The organism is Bifidobacterium samirii, assembly GCF_003952945.1.
GTDB lineage: Bacteria > Actinomycetota > Actinomycetes > Actinomycetales > Bifidobacteriaceae > Bifidobacterium > Bifidobacterium samirii.
Map to the genome: position 1 here is coordinate 1 of NZ_QXGK01000027.1, position 25426 is coordinate 25426.

Genomic DNA, 25426 nt, shown 5'->3' on the forward strand with positions numbered 1-25426 from the left:
CAGGCCGAGCAGGACCCGGCCGTCGAACGCGCTAGACTCAATACCAAGCCGCGCGGTTTCATTCATTTTTTCAATCACACACCGAATCAAACCGCACGGCCCTTACACACCAAAATGCGAAGAGCCACTTTACCGGCTCCTTCGGCAACATCCGGACATACAAAAAGACAATCTGAGCCGCGGCAAGTCCTATACACGCTAAACTGTATCCGAATATAAGGAGGGGATGTGCATCATGAGAGGAGCAGACCTGCCGGACCATCTGGTCTCTGTCGGTGACTTCAACCAAGGCGGCACCTCGAAAACATTCAGCAGCATTTCGGAAGGCAATCCACCAGCTGCCCCGAAGAACAAGCCGCACACCGTCAGCATCAGTCCCGAAGACTACATTAAGCCGACCGAGGCGCGGGAGAACTTCACTCTCCAGCTCGAAGCGGAGCAGCGTCTGGCGAATTCGAATGGCGAGTATCTCACTCACGAACAGGTCTTCGGCGAGCCGACGTTCAACTACAGTGACACCGACCTCGTAGACGTGGAGATCGACTGAACGGAATCCTATCAAATGGGTCGACGTCCACCAAGGAATCCGCACGTCGCAACGTGATATAGACAACGGGGCTTTTCCGCCGCCGTCACGGCAGAAAAGCCCCGTAAGGATTCACGAGCGGGACCGGTCGATGATCCAGCGGGAGACGAGCGACGAGGCGGCGACGGCGAAGCCGACGGGCACGAAGAAGCCGATTGGGGCTTCGGTGAGCTCCATCACCAGGCACATCGCCATCAGCGGTGCCTGCTGGGAGGCGGACAGGAGCGCGGCGGCGCCGATCAGCGCGCAGGCGGTCACCGAGTCGCCGGGGAAGACGAGCACCCACAGCACGCCGACCATCGCGCCGAGCGTCGAGCCGAGCGCGATGCCGGGCTGGAGCACGCCGCCCGACGCGCCGGCGCGGATCGTCAGCAGCGTGACGGCGGCCTTCGCGGCGAACGTCAGCGCCAACACGCCCAGCACGATCGCCAGCTGCGAACCGCGGTCGGCGATGCCCAGCAGCGCCCACGGCGACGACGCCGACGCGGCTTCGCCGGCGGTCGTCGGCATCGTGGCGAAGCCCAGCTGGGCGGCGGCGCGGCCGTTGCCCATGACCTGCGGCACGGCGATGGCGACGACGCCGGTGACGACGCCGGCCAGCGGCATCATCCACAGGATCGCAGTGCCGGACGGCTTGTGCTTCTCCGCCCACGACGACCAGCGGCGGAACGTGGCGCCGGCCGCGCCGCACGCCGCGCCGATGAGCAGGGCGACGAGCATGAGCGTGGGCGTGGATTCGTCCTGCAGTCCGGAGATGTCGTAGAAGACATGGTGGCCCTTGATGCTCGTGGCGACGAACGCGGCCACCGCCGACATGCCCAGACCGAACGCGACCTTCTCGATCGTCACTTCGGCGAGCAGCACCTCGACGGCGAAGAACATGCCGGCCAGCGGCGCGTTGTACACGCCGCCCAGGCCCGCGCCGGCGGCGACGGCAACCACCATGCGCCGGTCGAGGCCACGCTCCCCGTCGATGTGCATCAGATCGCACAGACGCTGGGCGAGCATCGAGCCGAGTTCGCGCGGCGCGACCTCGCGGCCGATCGACGAGCCGGAACCGACGATGGCGATCTGCAATACGACGTGCGCGAGCGTCTGCCAGATCGGCATCCGCTCCCCCTCGACGGCCTTCTTGACCGACGGCACCTTCGCGGTGCGGTGGCGCAGCAGATACCAGATGACGCCGGCCACGCCCAGACCGACCGTCACCGAAATAAGCCGGCGGACCGGGGCCACGCCGAACGGGCCGGGCATCGACCCGTTCTCGACGTAGCCGAGCATCACCGATTCGATGCCGTACAGCAGCAGGGTGAGCAGTCCGGCGCCCACGCCGATGAGCGTGCCGAGGATGAGCGTCGCCGCGGCCATCCAGCCGACGCGGCGTAGGGTGATGGTTGGTTGCATGTCGTCTTCTCCCGGTCCTCTCCGGCGGCACGGTCGTCGTGCCGCGGTCCGCCGATGCCGGCGCGGTCGCGCGATGCATGCGGCGGGTATCAATGAGGGCTTGGAACCACACGGTTCCAAGCCCTCAGATGCGATGTGCCCCTACGGGGTCAGATCACTCGGCGTCCTCGACGGCCTCGTCGGCGGAGGCAATCTCGTCGGCGACGGCGGCGGCGGCCGAAGCGGCGGCCACGGACTCGTCCTCGTCGGACTCCTCCTCGCCGAGGAAGGCGCTCAGGTCGAGAGCCTCACCCTCGCAGGTGAAGGACACGGCGCGCATGCCGGCGAGCAGGCCCTTGGAGCGGCCGACCTCGGCCACGGCGGAGCCGAGCTGGTTGTTGCGCACGATGGCGGAGATGAAGGCGTTCGGATCCATGCCGTACTGCTGGGCGATGGAGGCGAGGAAGTTGAACACGTCGGCCTGGGAGACCTTGACGTCCATCTTCTCGGCGAGGGTGTCGAGCAGGATCTGGTCCTTGAGCTCCTTCTCGGCCGCAGCCTCGGCCTCGTCCTTCTGCTCCTTGGTGGCGGTCTCCGGATCCGGGGTCATGCCCTTGAGGTGCTCGGCGGCAGCATCGGCCTTGACGCCCTTCGGGACCGGGATCTCGAGGCCCTCGGCCAGCTTGGTGAGGAACGCGTCGCGGGCCTCGGTGGCCTGACGGGCGGCGCTGTCCTGCTCGAGGGACTTGCGGATGTCGGCCTTGAGCTCGTCCAGGGTGTCGAACTCGGAGGCGTCCTGGGCGAAGTCGTCGTCCAGCTCCGGCAGCTCCTCGGCCTTGACGGAGTTGACCTTGACCTTGATCAGGGCCTTCTCGCCCTCGTGGTCGCCGGCCTCCAGCGTGCCCTCGAACGAGGTCTCCTCGCCGGCGGACAGGCCTTCGAGGGCCTCGTCCATGCCGTCGAGCATGGTGGCCGAGCCGAGCTCGTAGCTCACGCCCTCCTGGGAGTCGACGGTCTCGCCGTCGATCTCGGCGGTCAGGTCGATGTTGGCGAAGTCGCCCTTGGCGGCCGGGCGGTCGACGCCCACGAGGGTGCCGAAGCGCTGGCGCAGGGTCTCGAGGCGGGCGGCGACGTCCTCGTCGGTGACCTCCGGCTTGGCGACGTCGATGGTCATGCCCTCGAGCTCCGGGAGCTCGATCTCCGGGCGGCGCTCGACGGTCGCGGTGAACTTGAGCTTGGTCTCGTCCTTGGCGGAGGCGGGCACTTCCTGCACGTCGATCTCCGGCTGGGCCATCGGACGGATGCCCTTCTCCTCGAGGGCCTGGGAGTACAGCTCCGGCACGCCGTTGTTCACGGCCTCGCCGGCGACGGCCGCGAAGCCGATGCGCTGGTCGATGATCTTGCCGGGGACGTGGCCCTTGCGGAAGCCGGGGACGGTCACCTGCTTGGCGATCTCCTTGCGGGCTTCGTCGAGGAAGGGGTTGAACTCCTCCGGGTCGACGGTGATGGTGAGCTTCACCTTGGTGGGCTCGAGGTTCCTGACGCTGATCTTCACGCTAGACGCTCCTGAAAATTCGTTACTGTCATAGTTCTGCCAAAAGGCAACCGTTACATGATAACCCTACTCACGGACGCTGCGACAAGCCGGACCTGCCAGTCGCGCGCGCCCTGCGCCGTGAGGAATCCGGCGACGTCGAGCGAGGCCGGGTCGTCGGTCCAGCACAGGTTGCGCACGATCTGCGGTTTGAGGATCATCTCCACGGGCGTGCGCGTGTCGTCGGCGATGCCGTTGAGCACCCTGCGCACCCGGCGCAGACGTTCGTAGCGGTCGGGATGGCGGGCCTCCCACACCTTGAGCGAGCGCGGCGCGTTGCCCGCGCCGTCGTCCGCATGCGACGCCGACGACGATGCGGAGGGCACGACCGGCCATTCGTCGGGCCTGAGCTCCAGCGCGCCGCGGATCGCCTCGCGCCACACCGACGGCTTGACCTTGCGCTGGATGGGCGCGTAGCGCTCGTACATCTTGTCCTGGGCGCCGCCCGACTGCATGCGCACGCGTTCGTTGAGGCAGCGGATGGCGCGGAACTCGCGCGCGTTGCGCGGCTTGCGCGTCGCCGCCTCGATGATCGACGAGTCGGCGAGCAGCAGGCTGGGCGCGATGTCGTATTCGCGGGCGAGCCGGTCGCGCTCCTCCCACAGGGCCTTGGCGACGGCCAGTCCGCGGTGGTCGCGGCTGAGCGTGTTGATGCGCGAGATGCGCATCCACGGCACGGCGCGCGGCTTGCGCGGGGCGAGCCCGTCGGCCAGGACGTGCGAGAACTCCTCCTCGGCCCATGCCTCCTTGCCATGGCGTTTCAGGTCGGCGTGCATGAGCCGTTCGAGTTCGATGAGCAGTTCGACGTCGAGCGCCGCGTAGTTGCGCCAGTCGCGCGGCAGCGGACGGTACGACCAGTCGGCGGCGGAATGCTCCTTGGCGAGCGTGATGCCCAGATAGTGTTCGGTGACGGCCGTCAGGCCGAAGCGGTGCAGGCCCAGCAGCCGCGCCGCGACCTCGGTGTCGAACAGGGCCTTGGGCCGCAGTCCCAGGTCGGCGAATCCGGGAAGGTCCTGGGCGGCGTCGTGGATGACCCATACGGCGTCGCCGACTGCCCGGTCGAATTCGGACCAGTCGACGCCGGCTCGGGTGAGCGCGACCGGGTCGAGCAGGGCGATGCCGGCGCCTTCGCGTTTGAACTGGACGAGCCAGTCCTCGTGGCCGTACCGGAATCCCGACGCGCGTTCCGCGTCGGCGGCGAGCGGGCCGTCGGCCGCGGCGAATCGGGCGCATACGTCCCGGTATCCTTCGGGCGTGTCGGTCACGTCGGGTACGCCTGCGCGTGGTTCGGTCTGCAGCCTCGGCTCAGCGGTCAACGGGCGGTTCCTCCTCATGGACTACGGCGGATCTGACGAAGCGGGACCAGAGCATCACCTGCGTTCCGGCGTCCGGTCCGCTCCCCTGCTTGTCAAGCGGCGTCCATGATACGCGCAGCTCGCAACCGGGCGCCCGCGCGGTGCGCGCCTTGCCGAACGCGGTGTCGCGGATGATGGTGACGGTGCCGTCGATGCCGGCGGCGTGGCCGGCGAGGTGGGCGCGCATCCGGTTCCAGCATCGTCGCGGCGCGAACGCGTCGTCGGCCCGTTCCGGCAGGTCGATGCCGGCGAAGGCGACGCACCGCCAGCGCGACCCCCAGTCGCGGCGCGTGCGATGCGAGTAGAGGACGGCGACCCAGCCGGACGCGTGCGCGTCGCCAGACACGCAGTCGACGGCCACGCCGATGCCGTAGTCGGCCATCGTCGTGGGGATGGGCAGTTCACGGTAGGACACTCCGGGCACGCGCTCCATCGCGCGCACCGATTCGACGGCGCGCCACACCTCGTCGGGCACGCCTTCGGGACGTCGCGGACCGGCGCCTTCGCCGGGCCGTCGAGACGCGTCCCCGGGGAAAGCGTAGATCTCAGCCATGCATCTAGGCTAATGCGCACGCCGGGCGTTTCCCGGCTGCGCCACGCCCGCGTCATGAACGGGGAGGCGGCCCGCCGTCGGAACGAGGCCGCCTCCCCCGTCCGGCCCGGGATGGGTACGGATCAGTAGACCACGAAGCCGTGGGATTCGAACTGCTCGACGACGCGCTTGCGCATCGCGGCGTTCGGCCCCTTCTGGTCCTCGAGCGGGTACGGGATGCGCATCTCATGCCACTTGGGGCGGCCCAGCTGGTGGAAGGAGAGCACGTCGATGTGTTCGATCGCCTCGCCGAACGTGTCGCAGATGCGCGCCACGTTCTCGACGTTCTCCTCGGAGGACGTCAGGCCGGGCACCAGCACGAAGCGCACCCAGATCTTCTTGCCGGCGCGGGCGAGGCGCTGGCCGAACTCGATGGTCGGGGCGAGCGTGCCGCCGGTGACCTTCCGGTAGGTCTCCTCGTCGCCGGACTTGACGTCGAGCAGGCACAGGTCGATGTCGTCGAGCATCTCGTCGGTGTAGTTGGCACCCAGGAAGCCGGACGTGTCGAGGCAGGTGTGCACGCCCATCTCCTTGGCGGCGCGGAACACGCGCGACACGAACGCCGGCTGCATCATCGACTCTCCGCCGGAGAACGTGATGCCGCCGCCGGTGGCCTTGAACAGGTCCTTGTAGCGGTCGACCTTGGCGATCATCGCGTCGAGGTACACGGGCTTGCCGTCGCGCATCTTCCACGTGTCGGGGTTCTGGCAGTACTGGCAGCGCAGCGGGCATCCGCTCATGAACACGGTCATGCGCGTGCCGGGGCCGTCGACCGAGGTGTTGATGTCCCAGGAGTGGACGAAGCCGATGTCGCCGCTCTTGAGGGCCGCGATGCGGTCGCGCCGGTCGAGGCCGATCGGCGATTCGAATCCGGACAGGCCTCCCATCAGGGTCTGGCGGGCGTAGGTCTTAGATTCCTTGAGCATGTGGCGGGTGGTGGTGCGGAAGCGGGTCGTCTCGCTCATCGCGGTCCTCCTTCAGGTCGTATGGAAACGTCGTGGGCGCCGCGCATGCCGGCGGCGCCGGAAACGTAAGAAAGGGGCGGGGCGCCGGGCCCCACCCCTTTCGTCGTTCATCCGCGTCTCACGCGGGGTTCACCGTCAGTCGACGACGGAGCCCTGGTGGAACGTACGGGAGATCACGTCAAGCTGCTGCTCCTTGGTGAGCTTGACGAAGTTCACCGCGTAGCCGGAGACGCGCACGGTCAGGTGCGGGTACTTCTCCGGGTGCTCGACGGCGTCCTCGAGCTGCTCCTTGCGCAGGACGTTGATGTTCGCGTGGTACAGGCCGTGGCCGTTGCCCGCGTCGAGGATGCCGACCAGGTTGCCGATGCGCTCCTGCTCGTCGCGGCCCAGACCATCGGGGGTGATGGTGTTGGTCAGCGAGATGCCGTCCAGCGCGTCGTTGTAGTCGATCTTGCCGACGGAGAACATCGACGGCAGCATGCCGTGGGAGTCCATGCCGTTCTCCGGGTTCGCGCCCGGGGCGTACGGGGTGCCCTTGGCGTGGCCGGACGGGAAGGAACCGGTGTTCTTGCCGTACTCGACGTTGGAGGTGATGGTCAGGATGGACTGGGTCGGGACGGCGCCGCGGTAGACCGGCAGACGCTTGACCTGGCCCATGACGGTGGACACGACCCACTTGGCGATGTCGTCGGCGCGGTCGTCGTCGTTGCCGTACATCGGGAACTCGCCCTCGGTGCGGTAGCCGACGATCAGATCGTCATCGGCGCCCTCGACGTACTCGTACTCGTGGCCCTCCATGTCCTTGGCGTCCTTGTTGTAGATCGGGTACACCTTGGCATACTTGACGGCGGCCAGGGAGTCGGCGGCGATGGACAGGCCGGACATGCCGCAGCCGAGGGTGCGGTACACCTCCTTGTCGTGCAGCGCCATCTCGATGGACTCGTACGCGTACTTATCGTGCATGTAGTGGATGATGTTCAGCGCCTCGACGTAGGTCTCGGACAGCCACTCGAGAGCCTTCTCGTAGTTGTTCTTGACCTTCTCGTAGTCGAGGGTGCCGTCGGCCTCCGGGGTGATCGGGTCGATCACGCCCTTGTCGATGACCTGCATGCCGGTCATCTCGTCGCGGCCGCCGTTGATCGCGTACAGCAACGCCTTGGCGGAGTTCACGCGGGCGGCGAAGAACTGCATCTGCTTGCCGACGCGCATCGGGGACACGCAGCAGGCGATGGCAGCGTCGTCGCCCCAGTGGCCGCGGATCTCCTTGTCGGACTCGTACTGGATGGCCGAGGTGTCGATGGAGATCTTGGCGCAGAAGCGCTTGTAGCCCTCCGGCAGCTTCGGATCCCAGAAGATGGTGATGTTCGGCTCGGGGCCCGGTCCGAGGTGCTCGAGGGTCAGGGTGTTGAGCAGACGGAACGAGGTCTTGGTGACCATGGTGCGGCCGTCGTCGCCGAAGCCGGCGTCGGACCAGGTCGCCCAGTACGGGTCGCCGGAGAAGATCGAGTCGTAGTCCTTGGTACGCAGGAAGCGCACGATGCGCAGCTTCATGACGATGTTGTCGATGAGCTCCTGGGCGCCGGCCTCGTCGAGGACGCCGTTCTTCAGGTCGCGCTCGATGTAGCAGTCGAAGAAGGCGGAGTTGCGGCCGAAGGACATGGCGGCGCCGTCCTGGCTCTTGACGGAGGCGAGGTAGCCCATGTAGGTCCACTGCACGGCCTCCTGCGCGGTCTGGGCCGGGCGGGTCAGGTCGAGGCCGTAGGCGTTGCCGAGGTTGATCAGCTTCTTGAGGGCCTTGATCTGCTCGTCGTGCTCCTCGCGGAAGCGGATCCAGTGCTCGATCTCGGTCTCGGTGAAGTCGTTGCGGTACGGCAGGGAGTCCTTGTCGCGCTGCTTGAACTTGATCAGGGTGTTCACGCCGTACAGGGCGACGCGGCGGTAGTCGCCGATGATGCGGCCGCGGCCGTAGGCGTCCGGCAGGCCGGTGAGGATCTTGTTGTGGCGGGCGACCTTGATGTTCTTGGTGTACACGCCGAAGACACCGTCATTGTGGGTCTTGCGGTACTTGGTGAAGATCTTCTTGATCTCCGGATCCGGCTCCTTGCCGGCCTCCTTGATGGCCTGCTCGACCATGCGCCAGCCGCCGTTCGGCATCATGGCGCGCTTGCACGGTTCGTCGGTCTGGACGCCGACGATCACGTTGTCGACCTCCGGGGACTCGATGTAGCCGGCCGGGAAGGCGTCGATGTCGGCCGGGGTGTGGGTGTCGACATCGTAGACGCGCTGCTTGCGCTCGACGGCCAGGTAGTTGTCGTCGAGGTACTGCCACAGATGCTTGGTCTTCTCGGTGGCGTCAGCCAGGAAGGACTCGTCGCCCTCGTAAGGGGTGTAGTTCTTCTGGATGAAGTCGCGGACATCAATATCCTTCTGCCAGTTTCCCTCGGTGAAGCCGGCCCAGGCCTTGGCCTCGAGCTCTTCCTGGGAGACTGCATTCTCTACTGCTGCCATATCACTCCTTGGTGTCGTGCAACGCACCTTCGTCGTTGCCTTACGGTTGACGATTCTAGCCGACCGAAGCTGGGAACAGGCTGGACGCCGGCGTGAGCTTGGTCACATTTGGATGTGACCGCTCACGCCGGCGCCTATGGAAACGCCCGGCGCATGGCGTCGGGCGGATTCGGAGCGTTGCGGAACGGCTACTCGCGGAACGCGGCGGTCACCGGCAGGCGGCGGTCGCGGCCGAACGCCAGCGCGGTCACCTTCGGTCCCATCGGATACTGGCGGCGCTTCCATTCGGCGCGGTCGACCAGGCGCATCACCGTGTCGACGGTGCGCTCGTCGAAGCCGTCGGCGAGCAGGTCGGCGCGGCCGTGCGCGTGCTCGATGTAGGCGGCGAGCACGCGGTCGAGCAGGTCGTATTCGGGCAGCGAGTCGGAGTCCTTCTGGCCGGGGCGCAGCTCGGCGCTGGGCGCCTTCTCGATCGAGTTGACCGGGATCATCACGCCGTCGGGCAGCGGCGTGCCGGCGTCGCCGCGCTCGTTGCCCACGATGTGCAGTCCGCCGATGCCCATGCCGGCGGTCGCGGCGCGGTTGCGCCAGCGCGACAGCTCCCACACGCGCGTCTTGAGCAGGTCCTTGATCGGCGCGTAGCCACCCACCGCGTCGCCGTAGATCGTCGAATAGCCGCAGGCCAGCTCCGACTTGTTGCCGGTGGCGAGCGCCAGCAGGCCCTTGGCGTTCGAGTAGGCCATGACGATGACGCCGCGGATGCGCGCCTGGAGGTTCTCGGCGGCGACGCCGTCGAGGTCGAGCTGGTTCTGGTAGGCGACGAACAGGGGTTCTATGGGCTGCACGTCGTAGGCGGCGCCGAGGTTGGCGGCCAGGTCGGCGGCGTCGTCCTTGGATCCGTCGGAGGAGTACATGCTGGGCATGGAGATGCCCTGCACGTTGGCGCCGCCCACGGCGTCGGCGGCCATGGCGGCGACGAGCGCGGAGTCGATGCCGCCGGACAGGCCGAGGCAGACGCCGCGGAAGCGGTTCTTGGCCATGTAGTCCTTGAGGCCGAGCACGCAGGCGGTGTAGACCTCCTCGTCGGGGTCCATGTCGGGGGCGATCTCGCCGGCGCTCTGGTGCGCGGCGTCGGTGTCGAGGTCGAAGAAGCCGAGGTGCTCCATGAACATGGGGGCGCGGGTGACGGTGGCGCCGTCGCGGTCGACGACGAAGCTGCCGCCGTCGAAGACGAGGTCGTCCTGGCCGCCGACCTGGTTGACGTAGATGAGAGGGGCGTCGACTTCGGCGGCGCGGCGTGCGGCGAGGTCGCGGCGCACGTGGGTCTTGCCCTCCTCGTACGGGGAGCCGTTCATGGTCATGAGCACGTCGACGCCCTGGGCGGCGAGTTCGGCGACGGGGCCGCCGTCCTGCCAGATGTCCTCGCAGATGGCGACGCCGATGCGCACGCCGTCGACGTCGAAGGCCATGGCGCCGGGGCCGGCGGAGAAGATGCGCGCCTCGTCGAAGACGCCGTAGTTGGGCAGGAAGTGCTTGTCGTAGCGCGCCCAGACGACGCCGTCGTGCAGGATGACCATGCGGTTGCGCGGCTTGTCGGAGTCGTGGTCGGTGCCGACGGTGCCGACCGCCACGTACAGGTCGCTCAGGCCGTCGGCGGCGAGGTCGGCGGCGAGCGCGTTGGCCTTGTCCCAGGCGGCGCGGCGGAACGTGGCGCGCAGCGCGAGGTCCTCGATCGGGTAGCCGGTGAGGGTCATTTCGGGGAAGGCGACGACGCGGGCGCCGCCCTGGGCGGCCCGGTGCGCGTAGTCCCGGATCTTGGCGGTGTTGGCGTCGAGGTCGCCCACGCAGGTGTCGATCTGGGCGAGTGCGAAACGAATCTGAGTCATGCCTCCCTAGTGTAGTGCCGTACGGGGCCGGACCGGCCGCAGCGGGCCGCAGCGGGCCGCGGCGGTTCGCCGGGCGGCCTACACTGGAGGCGACGGCGCACGCACCGGTGCGCGCACGAATGGGGAGGTCATCATGACGACGATCAATGCGGATGCCGCCGCCGGTACGGCGGGGCTGCCGGACGGACGGGACATCCGCGCCGCCTTCTTCGACATCGACGGCACGCTGACGAGCTTCGTCACGCATGTCGTGCCGGATTCGACGGTCGAGGCGCTGCACCGGCTGCAGGAGCGCGGCGTCAAGGTGTTCATCTGCACGGGGCGCGCGCCCTCGCATATGGCGGTAGTGCTCGACACGATCCCGGTGCGTTTCGACGGCATCGTGGGACTCAACGGCCAGTACTGCTTCGACGATTCCGGCTACGTCGAGTCGTCGTCGCTCGATCCGGACGACGTGCGCACGATCAGCGCGTGGCTCGACGCGCATCCGGACGTGGTGGCGAACTTCTGCGAGCGCGACTACGTGTACTTCAATCAGGTGACCGACGCGATGCGCGCCACATGGGAGAGTCTGGGCAAGACCGCGCCCAAGGTGTTCGTCGACGACCCGCATGCGCGCATCGGCGACCATGCGACGTTCCAGGTCAGCCCGTACGTCAGCGTCGAGCAGGAGCGGGAGATCGAATCGCTGTGCCGCAACGTCAAGGGGGTGCGCTGGCATCCGGACTTCACCGACCTGATCCCGGCCGACGGCGGCAAGCCGGAGGGCATGAAGCGGTTCATGCGCCGCTACGGGTGGACCCGCGAACAGACGATCGCGTTCGGCGACGGCGGCAACGACGCGACGATGCTCGAGTTCGCCGGCATCGGCGTGGCGATGGGCAACGCGACCGAGCCGGCGCGGCGGGCCGCCGACTACGTCACCGACGACGTCGACCATGACGGCATCCTCAACGCGCTGACGCATTTCGGCGTCCTCTGACCGGCGTCATCCCACCGACGCCGCGTGGCGGACGCGCCCGGCCGGCCGGCGCGCATCCGCCGTATATGACAGGGGCGTCTCCCCCGCATGCCGATGCGGTGGAGACGCCCCTGTCGCGTATCGTGTCACGTCGCCGCGTCACGGCGACGTCGGCCGGGTCAGCGCACTTCGACGCTTTCGATCATGGCCGGCTCGAGCGGCGCGTCGCCGCGGCCGGTCGGGACCGCCTCGAGACGGTCGACGACCTTGCGGGACTCCTCGTCGGCGACCTCGCCGAAGATCGTGTGGTGGCCGTCGAGCCACGGGGTCGGCACGGTGGTGATGAAGAACTGCGAGCCGTTGGTGCCGTGGATGCGGCCGTCCATGCCGCGGCGCAGGCCGGCGTTCGCCATGGCCAGCAGGTACGGGCGGTCGAAGCGCAGCTCGGGGACGATCTCGTCGTCGAAGTCGTAGCCGGGGCCGCCGGTGCCGGTGCCCAGCGGGCAGCCGCCCTGGATCATGAAGTCCTTGATGATGCGGTGGAAGGTCAGGCCGTTGTAGAACGGGTCGTGGGACGGCTGGTTGGTGAACGGGTCGGTCCACTCCTTCTCGCCGGTGGCCAGACCGATGAAGTTCTTCACGGTGATGGGGGCCTGATCGTCGAACAGGTTGATGGTGATGTCACCTTCGGAGGTGTGCATGATAACGGTAGTCATGGCACATCAGTGTCGCAAAGCCTCCGGACCAAGCGCGCACGCGCCGGCCCGGATGCGGGAGGCGGCCGGAGGGAGAACCGTCGGAAACGCAGCGGCCCCCGCGCGGCAGGGCACGGCGAGGGAGGACCCGTGGAGCCGCCGGGCGGCGACTCCCCCACTACTGGCTCATGGCTACTGGTTCATGCGGCGCAGCCTGGGCTCCTGCGAGTCCTTCGAGCCGGTGATGCGGTACACGTCGAACACGCCGTCGATCTTGCGCACGGCGGCGAGCAGACGGTTGAGGTGCTGCGGTTCGGCCATTTCGAAGCTGAACTGGCTGACCGCCACGCGGTCGCGGCCGGTGGTCTGCGAGCCGGAGATGATGTTGACGCCGTGGTCGGCCAGCACGCGGGTGATGTCGCTGAGCAGGTGCTGGCGGTCGAGCGCCTCCACCTGGATCTTGACCATGAACAGGCCCTTGGTGCTCGTCCATTCGACGCCCACGACGCGCTCGCTCTGCCGGCGCGAGAGGTCCATCATGTTCTGGCAGTCGGCGCGGTGCACCGACACGCCCTGGTTGCGGGTGATGAAACCGACGATCTCGTCGCCGGGGACCGGCATGCAGCAGCGGGCCAGCTTGACCCACACGTCGCCGTCCACGCCCTTGACCGCCACGCCCAGCGTGCTCGTGGTGCGCTTGGACGTGTCGGGCTGGCGCAGCGGCAGCGCCTCCTGCTCGGCCTCCTCGGTGACCTCGTCGTGGCCGATGTCCTTGACCAGACGGGTGATGACGTTCTGCGTGGACACCTGGCCTTCGCCGATCGCGGCGAACAGCGCGTCGACGCTGGAGAGGTTCAGCTCGTCGGCCACGCCGACCAGCGCCGCGGTGGCCATCATCATGCCGACCGGCAGGCTGCGCTTGCGCATCGCGCGCGTCAGCTCCTCGCGGCCCTCCTCGATCGCCTCGGTGCGGCGCTCCTTGGAGAACCATGCGCGGATCTTGTTGCGGGCCTTGGGGCTCTTGACGAAGTTGAGCCAGTCGCGCGACGGGCCGGAGTTCTCCGACTTGGAGGTGATGATGTCGACGGTGTCGCCGCTCTCCAGCTTGGTGTCCAGCGGCACGAGGCTGCCGTTGACGCGCGCGCCCATCGTGCGGTGGCCCACCTCGGTGTGCACCGCGTAGGCGAAGTCGACCGGCGTCGCGTTCGCCGGCAGCGACACGATCTGGCCCTTGGGGGTGAACACGTACACCTCGGCGGAGCCCAGGTCCTCCTTGAGCGTGCCGAGGAACTCGTTCGAGTCGGGCGTCTCCGACGTCCAGTCGGCCAGACGCTGGATCCATGCGAGGTTGTCGGCCTCGCTCAGCTCCTGCGTGTCGGCGTCGCGCTTGATGTCGGACTTGTCGGGCGTGGACTGGGGGCGTCCGGCCAGACCGTTCGCCTTGTACTTCCAGTGCGCGGCGATGCCGAATTCGGCGCGCCGGTGCATGTCCCACGTGCGGATCTGGATCTCGACCGACTTGCCCGAGGGGCCCACGACCGTCGTGTGCAGCGACTGGTACATGTTGTCCTTGGGCATGGCGATGTAGTCCTTGAACCTGCCCGGCAGCGGCGCCCATCGCGCGTGCACGGCGCCGAGCGCCGCATAGCAGTCCGAGAGCGTGTCGACGATGATGCGCACGCCCATCAGGTCGTAGATGTCGGCGAAGTCGTGGCCGCGCACCATCTTCTGGTAGATCGAGTAGTAGTCCTTGGGACGGCCGGTGACGGTCGCGTGGATGTGCTGGGCGGCGAGATCCTCGTTGATCTCGTCGATGACCTGCTTGAGATGCACGCTGCGCTGGCCGGCGCGGCGCGCCACGAGCACCACGATCTCGTTGTAGATCTTGGGATGCTGGACCTTGAAGCTCAGCTCCTCCAGCTCGGTCTTGATGGCGTTCATGCCCAGACGGTTCGCCAGCGGCGCGTACACGCCGAGCGTCTCCTCGGCCTTCCTCTGCGCGCTGGACACCTTCACGTAGCGCCAGGTGCGCGCGTTGTGCAGGCGGTCGGCGAGCTTGACGACGAGCACGCGCACGTCGCGGCTCATCGCGATGACCATCTTGCGGATCGTCTCGGCGGGCGCCGCGTCGCCGTATTCGACCTTCGACAGCTTGGTGACGCCGTCGACCAGACCGGTGACGGTGTCGCCGAACTCGGCGCGGCACTGTTCGAGCGTGTAGTCGGTGTCCTCGACCGTGTCGTGCAGCAGGCCCGCGGCCACGACGGAGGGTCCCATGCCCAGGTCGGCGAGGATCTGCGAGACGGCCAGCGGGTGGATGATGTACGGCTCGCCCGACTTGCGCCGGTCGGGCGCATGCTGGATGACGGCGCGACGGTACGCGCGTTCGAGGATCGTCAGATCCTCGCCGGGGTGGTGGGCCCTGCACGCCTCCATGATCGGCTCGAGCGGATTGAGCGGATCGTACCCGATCTCGCATCCCAGTACGTGAGCGGCCGTATAGCCCTCATGTGCATCGTCCGTCATGACCCACCTCCCTCGTGATTCCGTCAGTCTATTCTATCCACCCGTCGGTCAGACGGCCGGAGCGTCGGAGGACACGCCGGTCGACCCGAACCCGCGTTCGGCGCGGTCGGATCCGGGCAGCGTCTCGGCGGGGATGAACCGTGCCTCGGCGTAGCGCTGGATGACCATCTGGGCGATGCGGTCGCCCGGCTGGAATTCGACCGTGTGCTCGGGGTCGAGGTTGATCAGCGGCACCTTGATCTCACCACGGTACCCGGCGTCGACGGTGCCGGGCGCGTTGAGGACGGTGACGCCCTGCTTGACGGCCAGTCCCGAACGCGGGTGGACCAGCGCCACGTAGCCGGCCGGCAGCGCGATGGCCACGCCGGTGGGCACCAGCGCGCGCTGGAACGGCTTGAGCGTGACGTGCTCGGTGGTGATCAGGTCGGCGCCCGCGTCCCCGGCGTGCGCGTAGAACAGTCGTGCCGGATAATCGGGGTTCACCGACCGGACCAGCACCTCGACGGTTTCGGGCTCGTTGTAGGCGACGTCCACGACCATCAGGCGGCGCACTCCCGGCACACCGGCTGTCCGTCGGCGGTGGTCTCGGCGAGCTGGCTGCGGTGCTTGACCAGATAGCATTCGGAGCAGATGAACTCGTCGCCCTGCATCGGGATGACGGTCACCGACGCGTCCTCGTTGCTCAGATCGGCGCCGGGCAGCTCATAGTCCTCGGCGATGGCGTTCTCGTCGTCGTCGATGTCGCTCGAGGAGCTCTGGGAGCTCTTGCCGAGCGCCTGCAGCGACTCCTCGTCCTCATCCTTGTTACGAGGGGAATCGTAGTCCTGAGCCATCGTGATCCTTTCTCGAGAATGACTTCTTCTGCGCCATAGAATACATGACTTTTGCGCGCCATAGCATACGCGCGTCGAAATACCCGTAAAATACGAGTCGTGAGGCATGGCCGCGACGATGACCGTGCCGTAAGGAAAGTGGTGTGCGCATGCCTGACAACTCGCTGGAGCAAGCCCGATTCGACCATGTGGACGGCGAGGGCAACCTCGTGTTCGTCGCCTCCGGCCGCCGGTTCGCCGTCGCCATGGACGACACGCTCGAACGCGCCGTACTCGAGGCCAAGCAGCTGGCGTCCGAATCCCGGCTGCGCACCCGTCAGCCGCGCGGCGGCGAGTCGCTGCCGCTCTCGCAGATCCAGGCGCTGATCAGGGCCGGCGCGACCCCGGCGCAGGTCGCCGACCGCTACGGGCTGGGCGAGGCGCTGGTGCGTCGGTTCGCCGCCCCGGTGGAGACCGAGAAGCAGTATGCGGTCGAACAGTTCCTGTCGGTGCCCGCCCCCAAGGACAGCCGCGCGCGTACCGTGGCCGAGCTCATCGAGCGCACGCTCGCCTCGGCGCTCGTCGACATGGCGGCCCTGCGCTGGCAGGCCACGCGCCGCGGTCTAGAGCCGTGGCGCATCACCGCGCTCTTCGAGGCGTCCGGCCATGAGGTGCGTGCCGAATGGACGTGGAACATGCGCGACAATGCGGTCACCTGTCTGAATTCCGCGGCGAAGAAGCTGCTGGGCGAGCAGAACCTCGGTTCCTCCGACGACCAGCGGCGCGCGGCGCCCGCGTTCGCCTTCCCGCCCACGTCCGCCGACGCGATCCGTTCCGTGCGCATCGAACGCGAGGTGTCACGCTGGGATCCGACGCACGCCCGCACCGCGGGCGACGATCCGCACGCGCAGGGCGCGTCCGATTCCGCAGACGGAACGGCGACAGGCGAGTCCGCCGCATACTCCGCAGAGTCCACGTCCGACGACGCGCTCCGGTCCGACGCCCCGGTGCCGACCGGGGCGCTGGCACTGCACCCCGACCCGTCGTCGCCGCTCATCGCGGCCGACGCTGCGGCACCGTCGTCGCTGTCGCAGCCGGCGACGACGGCCATGCCGGCCGCGGCCGCGTCGGAGACATCGGCCGAATCGTCCCCGACGGCCGGTTCCGCCGCGTCGGCTCCGGTCGCGGCCGCCGACCAGCCGTCCCCGACGGCCGGAGCCGGCGACGAGCCGGTCAAGCCGGCCAAGCGCAGGTCGGGCCGTTCGGCGATGCCCAGCTGGGACGAGATCCTGTTCGGCGAGTAGTCGGGCAGCCGAGTAGCAAATCGGGCAGCCGAAAGCGGCCCGCACCGAGGCGAGCCGGCCGGAGATCCGACCGAGAGCAGTGAAGAGAGGAAGGCCGGTCAGGATGACCGGCCTTCCTGCGTTCAGGCGAGGTCGATCAGGCAGGGGATGTCGGATTCGAGCATCGTGCGCGAGCCGTGCACGCTGGGCAGCGACATCGCCTGCGCGCTCTGGGTGCGCGAGTCGACGATCGTCATCGCGCCGAGCGCGGAGACGACCACGTCGCCGATCATCGGCAGCACGCGCGCATCGACCGGACCGAACAGGCCGTGCGCCACCGCCTCGTCGCGCGTCCATACGATCGCCCGCTCCCCCAGACGATCCCGCCAGCGCTCGGCGATCGCGGACGGGTCCTCCCCGTCGTCGGCGTACAGCGAGACGCAGCGCGGTTCGCCGCCCACCAGGCGCACGCCGGCCGACAGCGTCGGGTCGGCGGCGACGTCGATGCGCTGCGCAGGGTCGGCGGTCACCATGCCGTGGTCGGCGGTGACGACGATCAGCGTGCCCTTGGGGACGCTGCGGCGCAGCAGCGCCAGATGCGCGTCGATGCGTTCGAACACGCCGATCCACTTGTCGGAATCCCAGCCGTGCGCGTGGCCGGTCTTGTCCGCGTCGCGGATGTACAGGTAGGTCAAGCCGGGCTCGCGGGCGGATCGCGCCGCGTCGGACACCCGGTCCAACGGCGTGACGCCGCCCCTGTAGTCGCCGCCGCGCAGTGCGGCGCGGGTGAGCGGCGAATCCCTGAACTTCATCAGACCGCAGCTGGTGACGCGCACCTCCCGGCCGGCGAGCGCCTCGAACACGGTGGGCTGGCGCTGCAGGTCTGCGGGGTCGGGCGCGTCGGTGAACTGGATGAGCTGGCAGATCGTGCCGGTGGCGGGGTTGAGCTGCGTGTATCCGGTCATGCCGGTCAGGCCGGGGCAGGTGCCGGTGCCGAACGTGGCCATCGCGGAGACGGTGGTGCTGGGCGCGCAGGTGGCGATGGGCCGCTGGTTGGCGGCGTCGTTCATCAGCGAACGCAGGTAGGGGGCGTGGCCGAGGCGCATCGCGAGGTTCCAGTAGCCGAGTCCGTCGACGAGGACGACGACGGCGGAGCGTGCGTCGGGCAGGCCGAGCGCGCGCTGCAATGCGGCCGGGTCCTGATGCACGGCGGTGGGGACGGGATGGCCGATGGCGGCCGATGCGGCCGGCAGCAGCGACGACAGGTGCAGCGCCCCTCCCCTGGTCGCCGGGTCGGCGTCGTCGCCGTATGCGGCCACCGGCGTCGCGGTCAGCAGTTCTTCGATATCGGGCACGTCCACACTCATGGCTCCCATTCAATCATCGACCGGACGACAACGGCGTTCGGCGGACGGTGCGGCGCCGTGGTTGGCCCGGTCGGATATCATGGTCGGTCGGCCGGTCCGCGGCCGCATCCGTTTACGACGAGGGGAGCATGCACCGTATGGCAGCACAGCGCAAGCCGTCACAGCCCGCGTACGATATCCGCGAGGTCAGGGAGCATATCGTCGAGACGCCGTTGAACGAGGAGATGAGCAAGTCGTTCCTCGAATACGCGTATTCGGTGATCTACGCCAGGGCCCTGCCCGACGCGCGCGACGGTCTCAAGCCGGTGCAGCGGCGCATCGTCTACCAGATGGGCCAGATGAACCTGACGCCGGAACGCCCGTACATGAAGTCGGCGCGCGTGGTCGGCGAGGTGATGGGCAAGCTGCACCCGCACGGCGATTCGGCGATCTACGAGGCGATGGTGCGTCTGGCGCAGCCGTTCGCGATGCGCCTGCCGCTGGTCGACGGCCACGGCAACTTCGGTTCGCTCGACGACGGTCCGGCCGCGTCGCGATACACGGAGGCGAGGCTCGCCCCGGCCGCGCTGGGCATGAACGGCGACATCGACGAGGACACCGTCGACTTCACGCCCAACTACGACAACAAGCTCAAGGAGCCGACCGTGCTGCCGGCGGCCATCCCGAACCTGCTGGTCAACGGCGGGTCGGGCATCGCCGTGGGCATGGCGACGAACATGGCCACGCACAATGTGGGCGAGGTCGTCGCGGCGGCCAAGCATCTCATGCGTCATCCGGAGGCGTCGCTCGAGGAGCTGATGCGCTACGTGCCGGGACCGGACTGGCCGGGCGGCGGCATCATCATCGGCCGCAACGGCATCCGCGAGGCGTACGCGACGGGCCGCGGGTCGCTGACGACCCGCTCCAAGACGCACATCGAGAACGTGACGGCCCGCAAGAAGGCGATCGTCGTGACCGAACTGCCGTTCATGGTGGGTCCCGAACGCGTGCTGGAACGCATTTCGGAAGGCGTCAAGAGCCGTAAGCTGGAGGGCATCTCGGGCGCGATCGACCTGACGGACCGTCACAACGGCACGCGCATCGTCATCGAGGTGAAGACCGGCTTCGACCCGAACGCGGTGCTCGCCCAGCTGTTCCGATTCACGCCGCTGCAGGACAACTTCACGATGAACAACGTGGCGCTCGTGGACGGCCGCCCGCACACGATGGGTCTCAAGGAGATGCTCGAGGTGTGGATCGGGCACCGTCGCACCGTGGTGCGCCGACGCAGCGCGTTCCGCCGCCGCAAGGCGCTGGAGCGTCTGCATCTGGTCGAGGGCCTGCTGCTGGCCATGGTCGACATCGACGAGGTGATCCAGGTGATCCGCTCCTCCGAGGACGCGGACGCGGCCAAGAGCCGCCTGATCGCCGTGTTCGACCTGGACGACGTGCAGGCCCAGTACATCCTCGATCTGCGTCTGCGCCGCCTGACGCGCATGAGCCGCATCGAACTGGAGGCCGAACGCGACGACCTCAAGCGCCGCATCGAGGAACTGGACCAGATCCTCGCATCCGACAAGGAGCTCGACCGCGTGGTCGTGCGCGAGATGGACGAGGCGGCGAAGCGCTACGGCACGCCGCGACGCACCGTGCTGCTCGACGAGGGGCCGGACGGCACGCTGGTGCCGGTCGTCGCGCACGGCGACGACGACGTGGACGAGCAGGCGATGCTGGAGGCGGCCCGATCCGCCGCCACGCTGTCGTCGGCCGCCGCCGACGTGGCCGCCGCGGCCGCCGCCGCGCGACGCAGCGGCGAGGAGGGCGCGGCCGTGTCCGCACTGCAGATCGAGGACGAACCGTGCGTGGTGATGCTGTCCGCATCCGGTCTGATCGCACGCGCCACCCCGGCCGCATGGGACGTGTGGCAGGCGCGGTCGGCCGCCGACCCGCGCAAGCCGGACGACCAGATCACGTCGATCTTCCGCACCACGACCCGCTCGTCGTACGCGCTAATCACGTCCGCCGGACGCCTCGTGCTCGCGCACGCGGTCGAACTGCCCGCCCTGCACGTCGACGGCACGCTGTCGCTGGCCGGCGGCATCCACGCCGACGAACTGCTGGGCCTGACCGAAAGCACCGAACCGATCGACGGCGAGCGCGTCGTGGCCGCCGTGGCGATGACCGGCACGCTCAACAACACGGAGCAGCCGTCCGGCGCGGCCGGCCCCGGCGTCGACACGCTGCCGCCGCTGGCGCTCGGCACCCGCAACGGCATCGTCAAGCGGTGGAACCGCGAAGCGCCCACGACGATGGACTCGTGGACCGTCATCGACCTCAAGGACGGCGACGAAGTGCTCGCCGCGGCCGACGCGGCCGACGGCGACCGACTCGCGTTCGTCTCCTCCGACTCGTCGCTGCTGACCTTCGACGCCGCCAACGTGCGCCCGCAGGGCCGCACCGCCGGCGGCATGGCCGGCATCCGACTGGCCGACGGCTGTCAGGTGCTGGCGTTCGCCGTCGTGCCGGCCGGGTCAATCGCATGGACGTGCGATGAGGACGACGAGACGATGGCGTCCGCATCCGGCGCGGTCGTGCTCACCGTCGCCGGCGACAAGGACGCGCTGCCCGGCACTGAGAACGGCAGCGCGAAGGTCACACCGTTCGAACTGTACCCGACCAAGGGCCGCGGCACCGGCGGCGTACGCTCGCAGCGCTTCCTCAAGGGCCAGAACACGCTCGTGTTCGCGTGGATCGGCGCATGGCCGGCCCACGCGGCCACCGAGTCCGGCGCTCCGGTGGAGCTCCCCTCCCCCGACATGCGCCGCGACGGATCTGGCGTCGACCTGGCCGCGCCGGTCGCGTTCGTCGGGTGATGAATCAGGACTTTATAGGTGATTGTCTGACATTACATAGTGGTCCGTCACCATACAGTGACGGACCACTGCTGTATGAATAGACTGGACTGTTTACATAAAATCCATGATTCAGTCGTCCTGGCTTCATGAACATTAGATTTAGTAAATCAATCATAAACAGACTGAATCATATTTTTGACGAATTCATGATTCGTACTTAGCTCATGGAAGAGAGCGGTTAAATAATAATTCTCTCCATAGTTCTTCTTCTCATCGTTATATCTTATAGAAAAATGCCAACAACATCTGTCCACGTCCCGTTCTCCATTGAGGGACTCCATTGAATCTGATATGAGATGCACCATTTCCTTCTCATATTTGGATAGGAGTTTTAAATTATCAAAATGTCCCATTATCAGTTTTTTCATATCTGTTCCTAGAACAGTAGAATCCAACGTAATATCCAGATCCGCTCTATCATAAGCAGCATTCCACGCCAGTTTTACATAGAACCATTTTTTATCAGGTATGGGATCAACGTAAAAATGAATGTATCGCTTTCCACTACTGGGAAGCGTATCGCTTTTTATTCTATTGCATTTAGAACAGCAAGGAATTAGATTAAATGAATAGATGGAATACTCAGGAAAAATACTCTTAGGAAAGAAATGATCAATGGTATCAACTGTATTCGCATAGTAACAATAAGGACATAAAGCTACCTTGTTTAAAATCTCCTTTTTCATTTTTTTAATAATCTTAGCCCTACTATTATAGAGCTTTATAAGGCTTTGTCTTTCGTCATCATTGTTGCAACAAGAACGCTTTATGCCATTTAATGCAGTAAAATCAGTGGGATACTGATTATAAGCTAGTAATATATTACTTTCAATACGGGACAGCGTCTCTTTTCTTTGTTTATTTTTGGTAGAATTAATAATATGATGGAGAACCCCACAGTCATCATACAGATTTTTTTCTACGTTTTTCATCTAATCCTCTTTGTATAGATTACCCAAAAGAGTCCGCGCATTAAAACTTAACGGCATTCCGTCAAATAAACTCGTTATTTCTTCATAAGACATTTTCTTTTCATGGACCAAGTTATGCAATCTGTCTTGGAACAGGCTCTCTGACTGACGAACTTCAAAAACATCCGAAATTATTGCAGATATATTGTTCCCAAAACATTCAATTCTGGGCCTTCGCACTGAAAGAAATACGTCTTCCCCCGCCGTGCATCGAGTCAGAACCAGAATGGAATCCGAGCGTAGCTCCTGAAGAATCAACGGCGAATGTGTCGCCACAATTGCATAACAATTAAAACGTTCCAGAAGCTCATTAATCGACTTCATCATATAAGATATTGCATTAGGATGCAGATGCAGCTCCGGCTCATCAAGAATGATGAGCGACTCAGCTTCCAAACCAGCGATGGCATCCGTTAAAGCACGAATAAAATAAGTTTCTCCAGAACTTAAATTAAGTTCTTCTGAAAAGTCAAAAGCAAATTCAATATCATTCGCGAGAGAAGGAGTGAATTCATCAATAACGGATAGCCAATCACTTTTCCTGCCACGTTTTTCATTTTTTCAAATGATTTCTTGCAATCACACCAGAATTCACTCTGATCGGCTATATACAGCTTATCCTCTTCATTTTTCTTTAGAATACTACAGAAAACGAAATTATTAGTTTCTATATCAATGACACCTCTATGCGGGCGGTTATCGGATGCATCATCATAATAATCATAAGGATTATACGATATATAGATCACTTGATCGAAGGGAGGCTTATTCGCATCATCGACAAATGCCCCGCTTGCCGCTAGACTATCACCTTTTTTCACATAATCAGGATATCCACATAGAGAATGGGCGATATGCGAAAGTATCGTACTCTTACCGACACCGTTCTTGCCGACAAGCGCATTTATCCGATACGGCAGATAATCATTTTTTATAAAACGAAATTGCAAATCAGTCGAGTCGCCATCGGAGGATATAATGCGATAATCAAAGGACATATCCTTATCCTCAGAGCCCCTCATTGTCAGCAATGATCTAGCTTCAGACAACGCCTTATCACTCGAAGACAGCCTTCGCAACGACGTTTTAAAACATTTTAACTCTTCGTACTTTTCCCGATACTTGGGAAAATATGCCGAATCATGAAGAGTGTCCAAAATGGACTCATATTGTTCTGGAAACAGATCCTGAAGCGTTCTATAGCATGCAAGTTTTTCCCAAAGTGAACAATACTCTCCTTCAGCATTCTTCAATATTTTTTCAATATTTTCTTTTTCAAAACTCTTCAGATTTTCGCCATTACTATCAAGTATGAGAAACTTTATGATTCCAATTTTATGAACTTTATTTTCAATATCAGAATAATAAACATGAAAAGAAGTCCTATACGCATAATCATCCCAGAAGTCGTATATAAAATACCATGTCTCCGGTTTCGCTTCAGAATCAGACGGACCTTCGTACGCAACCATTCTCTCTTTAAATTTAGGAAAATTTATCTGAAATGCACCCAAACTCAACGTTGACTCCTTAATCAACCGCTTACGCACTTCCTTATGCTTACAATTCCATTATTGTAGCATCTTCTTACGACAATGTTACATTCTCTTCAACATGTATATTGCTTTGTCTACGACAAATCCTTCCCCTAAGAATACGACAAATAAATAGATAAATACACGAAGACCCCGCCACAGAGGCGGGGTCACGCACATTGCCGCAGGTACGTCACCCGCGCTTGCGGCGCAGGGATTCGTGCATGACGACCATGAGCACGAGGAAGAACAGCAGGTAGGCGGGGAACAGTTCGATGGCCACGTACTGGGCGATGAGGCCGAAGATCGGGGGCATGAGCATCGAGCCGACGTAGGCGGACGCCATCTGCACGCCGACGATCGCCTGCGAGTTCTCCTCGCCGAAGTAGGTCGGGGTGGAGTGGATGACGCACGGGTAGATCGGCGCGCATCCCAGGCCGATGACGACCAGGCCGACGAGCACGCCCATATGGTTCGGCAGCGGCACGAGCATGAGCGCGACGCCCAGCAAGATCAGCGTCTGGCCGATGCGGATCATCACCGGGTCGCTGAAGCGCATCGTCATGAAGCCGCTCAACGCGCGGCCCACGGTGATGCCGATGCAGAACAGGCTGGCCCAGCGGGCGGCGGTCACCTTGTCGATGCCCATGCCGAGCACCATGTAGCTGCTGGCCCACAGCATCGACGTGGTTTCGATGGCGCAGTAGCACAGGAACATCACCATGATCTCCTTGGCGCCGGGGATCGCCAGCACGCCCTTGAGACCCAGCGGCTTGCGCGGCTCAGTCGTCTCCTCGCCGTCCGTCTGAGCAGCCGTAGCGCCCTTGCGGCTCTTCCACAACGGCAGCGCGAAGATGAGCATCACGGTGAGGACGACCTGCAGCAGGCCGATGTACCGGTAGCCCCACGGCCAGCCCTGGCCGCCGGAGAGCGCGTAGCTCATCACGTACGGGCCGATCAGCGTGCCCACGCCCCACATGCAGTGCAGCCAGCTCATGTGGCGGCTCTCATAATGGACGGCCACGTAGTTGTTGAGCGCCGCGTCGACGCCGCCGGCGCCCAGACCGTACGGGATCGCGAGCGCGATGAGCGTCCAGTAGTTGGGGGCGAACGAGAAGCCGATCAGCGCGGCGGCGGTCATGCCGACCGACACGGCGGTGACGCGGCCGGCGCCGAAGCGCAGCGTCAGGCGGTCGCTCAGCAATGCGGAGACGATCGTGCCGGCGGAGATGGTCATGGAGATGCCGCCGGCCCACGACACCGGCGCACCCAGATCCTGGCTCATCGTCGGCCATGCCGCGCCCAGCAGGGCGTCGGGCAGGCCGAGGCTGATGAAGGCGATGTATATGACGGCGAGCAGCAGATTGACCACGATGTCTCCTTTCCTGGCTCTTCGCATTTTGGTGTGTAGGGGTGGTGGTTAGAGGTGAGTTTGGATGGCGTGTTTGAATCCGCCGGTGTGGAGCAGGCTTCTGGTGATGTAGTTGTCGAGGTTGCGGAAGCCGAGTGCGAT

The 25426-nt window shown here is 64.9% G+C and carries 20 protein-coding genes; 4 read left to right on the forward strand and 16 right to left on the reverse strand.

From position 1 onward, the window contains the following. Positions 1-235 precede the first annotated feature (235 nt). A complete protein-coding gene (locus tag D2E24_RS09675; protein WP_241222959.1) occupies positions 236-547 on the forward strand; it encodes a type II toxin-antitoxin system Phd/YefM family antitoxin in 312 nt (103 codons plus the stop codon). Positions 548-658: 111 nt separating this feature from the next. Here the strand turns inward: D2E24_RS09675 and D2E24_RS09680 are convergent, their stop codons facing one another. From D2E24_RS09680 to D2E24_RS09710, 7 genes are all read right to left on the reverse strand, one after another. Further along, on the reverse strand, positions 659-1990 hold the full coding sequence (locus tag D2E24_RS09680) for a chloride channel protein (RefSeq protein ID WP_125969122.1): 1332 nt from the start codon (positions 1988-1990) through the stop codon (positions 659-661). 154 nt (positions 1991-2144) lie between these two features. Next, the gene (gene tig, locus D2E24_RS09685) at positions 2145-3524 is read right to left on the reverse strand and encodes a trigger factor (RefSeq protein WP_125969123.1); all 1380 of its coding nucleotides are present in this window, start codon (positions 3522-3524) and stop codon (positions 2145-2147) included. A 53-nt stretch (positions 3525-3577) separates the two neighbouring features. After that, entirely contained in the window at positions 3578-4897 is a 1320-nt protein-coding gene (locus D2E24_RS09690; RefSeq protein WP_125969124.1) for an HRDC domain-containing protein, read from the reverse strand. Then, on the reverse strand, positions 4869-5471 hold the full coding sequence (locus tag D2E24_RS09695) for a DUF3000 family protein (protein WP_125969125.1): 603 nt from the start codon (positions 5469-5471) through the stop codon (positions 4869-4871). The genes D2E24_RS09690 and D2E24_RS09695 overlap by 29 nt, the downstream gene beginning before the upstream one ends. A gap of 122 nt (positions 5472-5593) precedes the next feature. Continuing rightward, positions 5594-6475 (reverse strand): pyruvate formate-lyase-activating protein, encoded by an 882-nt coding sequence (pflA, locus tag D2E24_RS09700; protein ID WP_125969126.1) that lies wholly within the window; start codon positions 6473-6475, stop codon positions 5594-5596. 135 nt (positions 6476-6610) lie between these two features. Next, entirely contained in the window at positions 6611-8983 is a 2373-nt protein-coding gene (gene pflB / locus D2E24_RS09705) for a formate C-acetyltransferase (RefSeq protein WP_125969127.1), read from the reverse strand. A 188-nt stretch (positions 8984-9171) separates the two neighbouring features. Beyond that, positions 9172-10869 (reverse strand): NAD+ synthase, encoded by a 1698-nt coding sequence (locus D2E24_RS09710; RefSeq protein ID WP_125969128.1) that lies wholly within the window; start codon positions 10867-10869, stop codon positions 9172-9174. Positions 10870-11002: 133 nt separating this feature from the next. On the opposite strand from D2E24_RS09710, the gene D2E24_RS09715 reads away from it, so the two are divergent. Further along, positions 11003-11851 (forward strand): Cof-type HAD-IIB family hydrolase, encoded by an 849-nt coding sequence (locus D2E24_RS09715; RefSeq protein ID WP_125969129.1) that lies wholly within the window; start codon positions 11003-11005, stop codon positions 11849-11851. 158 nt (positions 11852-12009) lie between these two features. On the opposite strand, the gene D2E24_RS09720 is transcribed toward D2E24_RS09715, so the two are convergent. The 4 genes from D2E24_RS09720 to D2E24_RS09735 all read right to left on the reverse strand — a co-directional run bounded on the left by D2E24_RS09720 (position 12010) and on the right by D2E24_RS09735 (position 15884). Beyond that, a complete protein-coding gene (locus tag D2E24_RS09720; RefSeq protein ID WP_125969130.1) occupies positions 12010-12546 on the reverse strand; it encodes a peptidylprolyl isomerase in 537 nt (178 codons plus the stop codon). Positions 12547-12717: 171 nt separating this feature from the next. Continuing rightward, the gene (locus D2E24_RS09725) at positions 12718-15051 is read right to left on the reverse strand and encodes a RelA/SpoT family protein (protein ID WP_125969131.1); all 2334 of its coding nucleotides are present in this window, start codon (positions 15049-15051) and stop codon (positions 12718-12720) included. Positions 15052-15099: 48 nt separating this feature from the next. Further along, a complete protein-coding gene (dut, locus tag D2E24_RS09730) occupies positions 15100-15591 on the reverse strand; it encodes a dUTP diphosphatase (protein WP_125969140.1) in 492 nt (163 codons plus the stop codon). Next, entirely contained in the window at positions 15591-15884 is a 294-nt protein-coding gene (locus tag D2E24_RS09735; protein ID WP_125969132.1) for a DUF4193 domain-containing protein, read from the reverse strand. The genes dut and D2E24_RS09735 overlap by 1 nt, the downstream gene beginning before the upstream one ends. A gap of 149 nt (positions 15885-16033) precedes the next feature. Here D2E24_RS09735 and sepH point away from each other — a divergent pair, with 149 nt between their 5' ends. Continuing rightward, a complete protein-coding gene (gene sepH, locus D2E24_RS09740; protein WP_125969133.1) occupies positions 16034-17167 on the forward strand; it encodes a septation protein SepH in 1134 nt (377 codons plus the stop codon). Positions 17168-17289: 122 nt separating this feature from the next. On the opposite strand, the gene D2E24_RS09745 is transcribed toward sepH, so the two are convergent. Beyond that, the gene (locus tag D2E24_RS09745) at positions 17290-18513 is read right to left on the reverse strand and encodes an alkaline phosphatase family protein (RefSeq protein WP_125969134.1); all 1224 of its coding nucleotides are present in this window, start codon (positions 18511-18513) and stop codon (positions 17290-17292) included. Between the two features lie 137 nt (positions 18514-18650). Between D2E24_RS09745 and D2E24_RS09750 the strand changes: the two genes are divergently transcribed. After that, positions 18651-21365 carry a DNA gyrase/topoisomerase IV subunit A gene (locus D2E24_RS09750; RefSeq protein WP_125969135.1) on the forward strand — a complete coding sequence of 905 codons (2715 nt, stop codon included), beginning with the start codon at positions 18651-18653 and terminating at the stop codon, positions 21363-21365. A gap of 149 nt (positions 21366-21514) precedes the next feature. Here the strand turns inward: D2E24_RS09750 and D2E24_RS09755 are convergent, their stop codons facing one another. The 4 genes from D2E24_RS09755 to D2E24_RS09770 all read right to left on the reverse strand — a co-directional run bounded on the left by D2E24_RS09755 (position 21515) and on the right by D2E24_RS09770 (position 25285). Beyond that, positions 21515-22339, reverse strand: coding sequence for an HNH endonuclease (locus D2E24_RS09755; protein ID WP_125969136.1), 825 nt, complete (start codon positions 22337-22339; stop codon positions 21515-21517). Then, a complete protein-coding gene (locus D2E24_RS09760) occupies positions 22340-22774 on the reverse strand; it encodes an AAA family ATPase (protein WP_241222960.1) in 435 nt (144 codons plus the stop codon). Positions 22775-22824: 50 nt separating this feature from the next. Continuing rightward, on the reverse strand, positions 22825-23898 hold the full coding sequence (locus D2E24_RS09765; protein ID WP_125969138.1) for an ABC transporter ATP-binding protein: 1074 nt from the start codon (positions 23896-23898) through the stop codon (positions 22825-22827). Between the two features lie 208 nt (positions 23899-24106). Then, positions 24107-25285 carry an MFS transporter gene (locus D2E24_RS09770; RefSeq protein ID WP_206430966.1) on the reverse strand — a complete coding sequence of 393 codons (1179 nt, stop codon included), beginning with the start codon at positions 25283-25285 and terminating at the stop codon, positions 24107-24109. Positions 25286-25426: the final 141 nt, after the last annotated feature.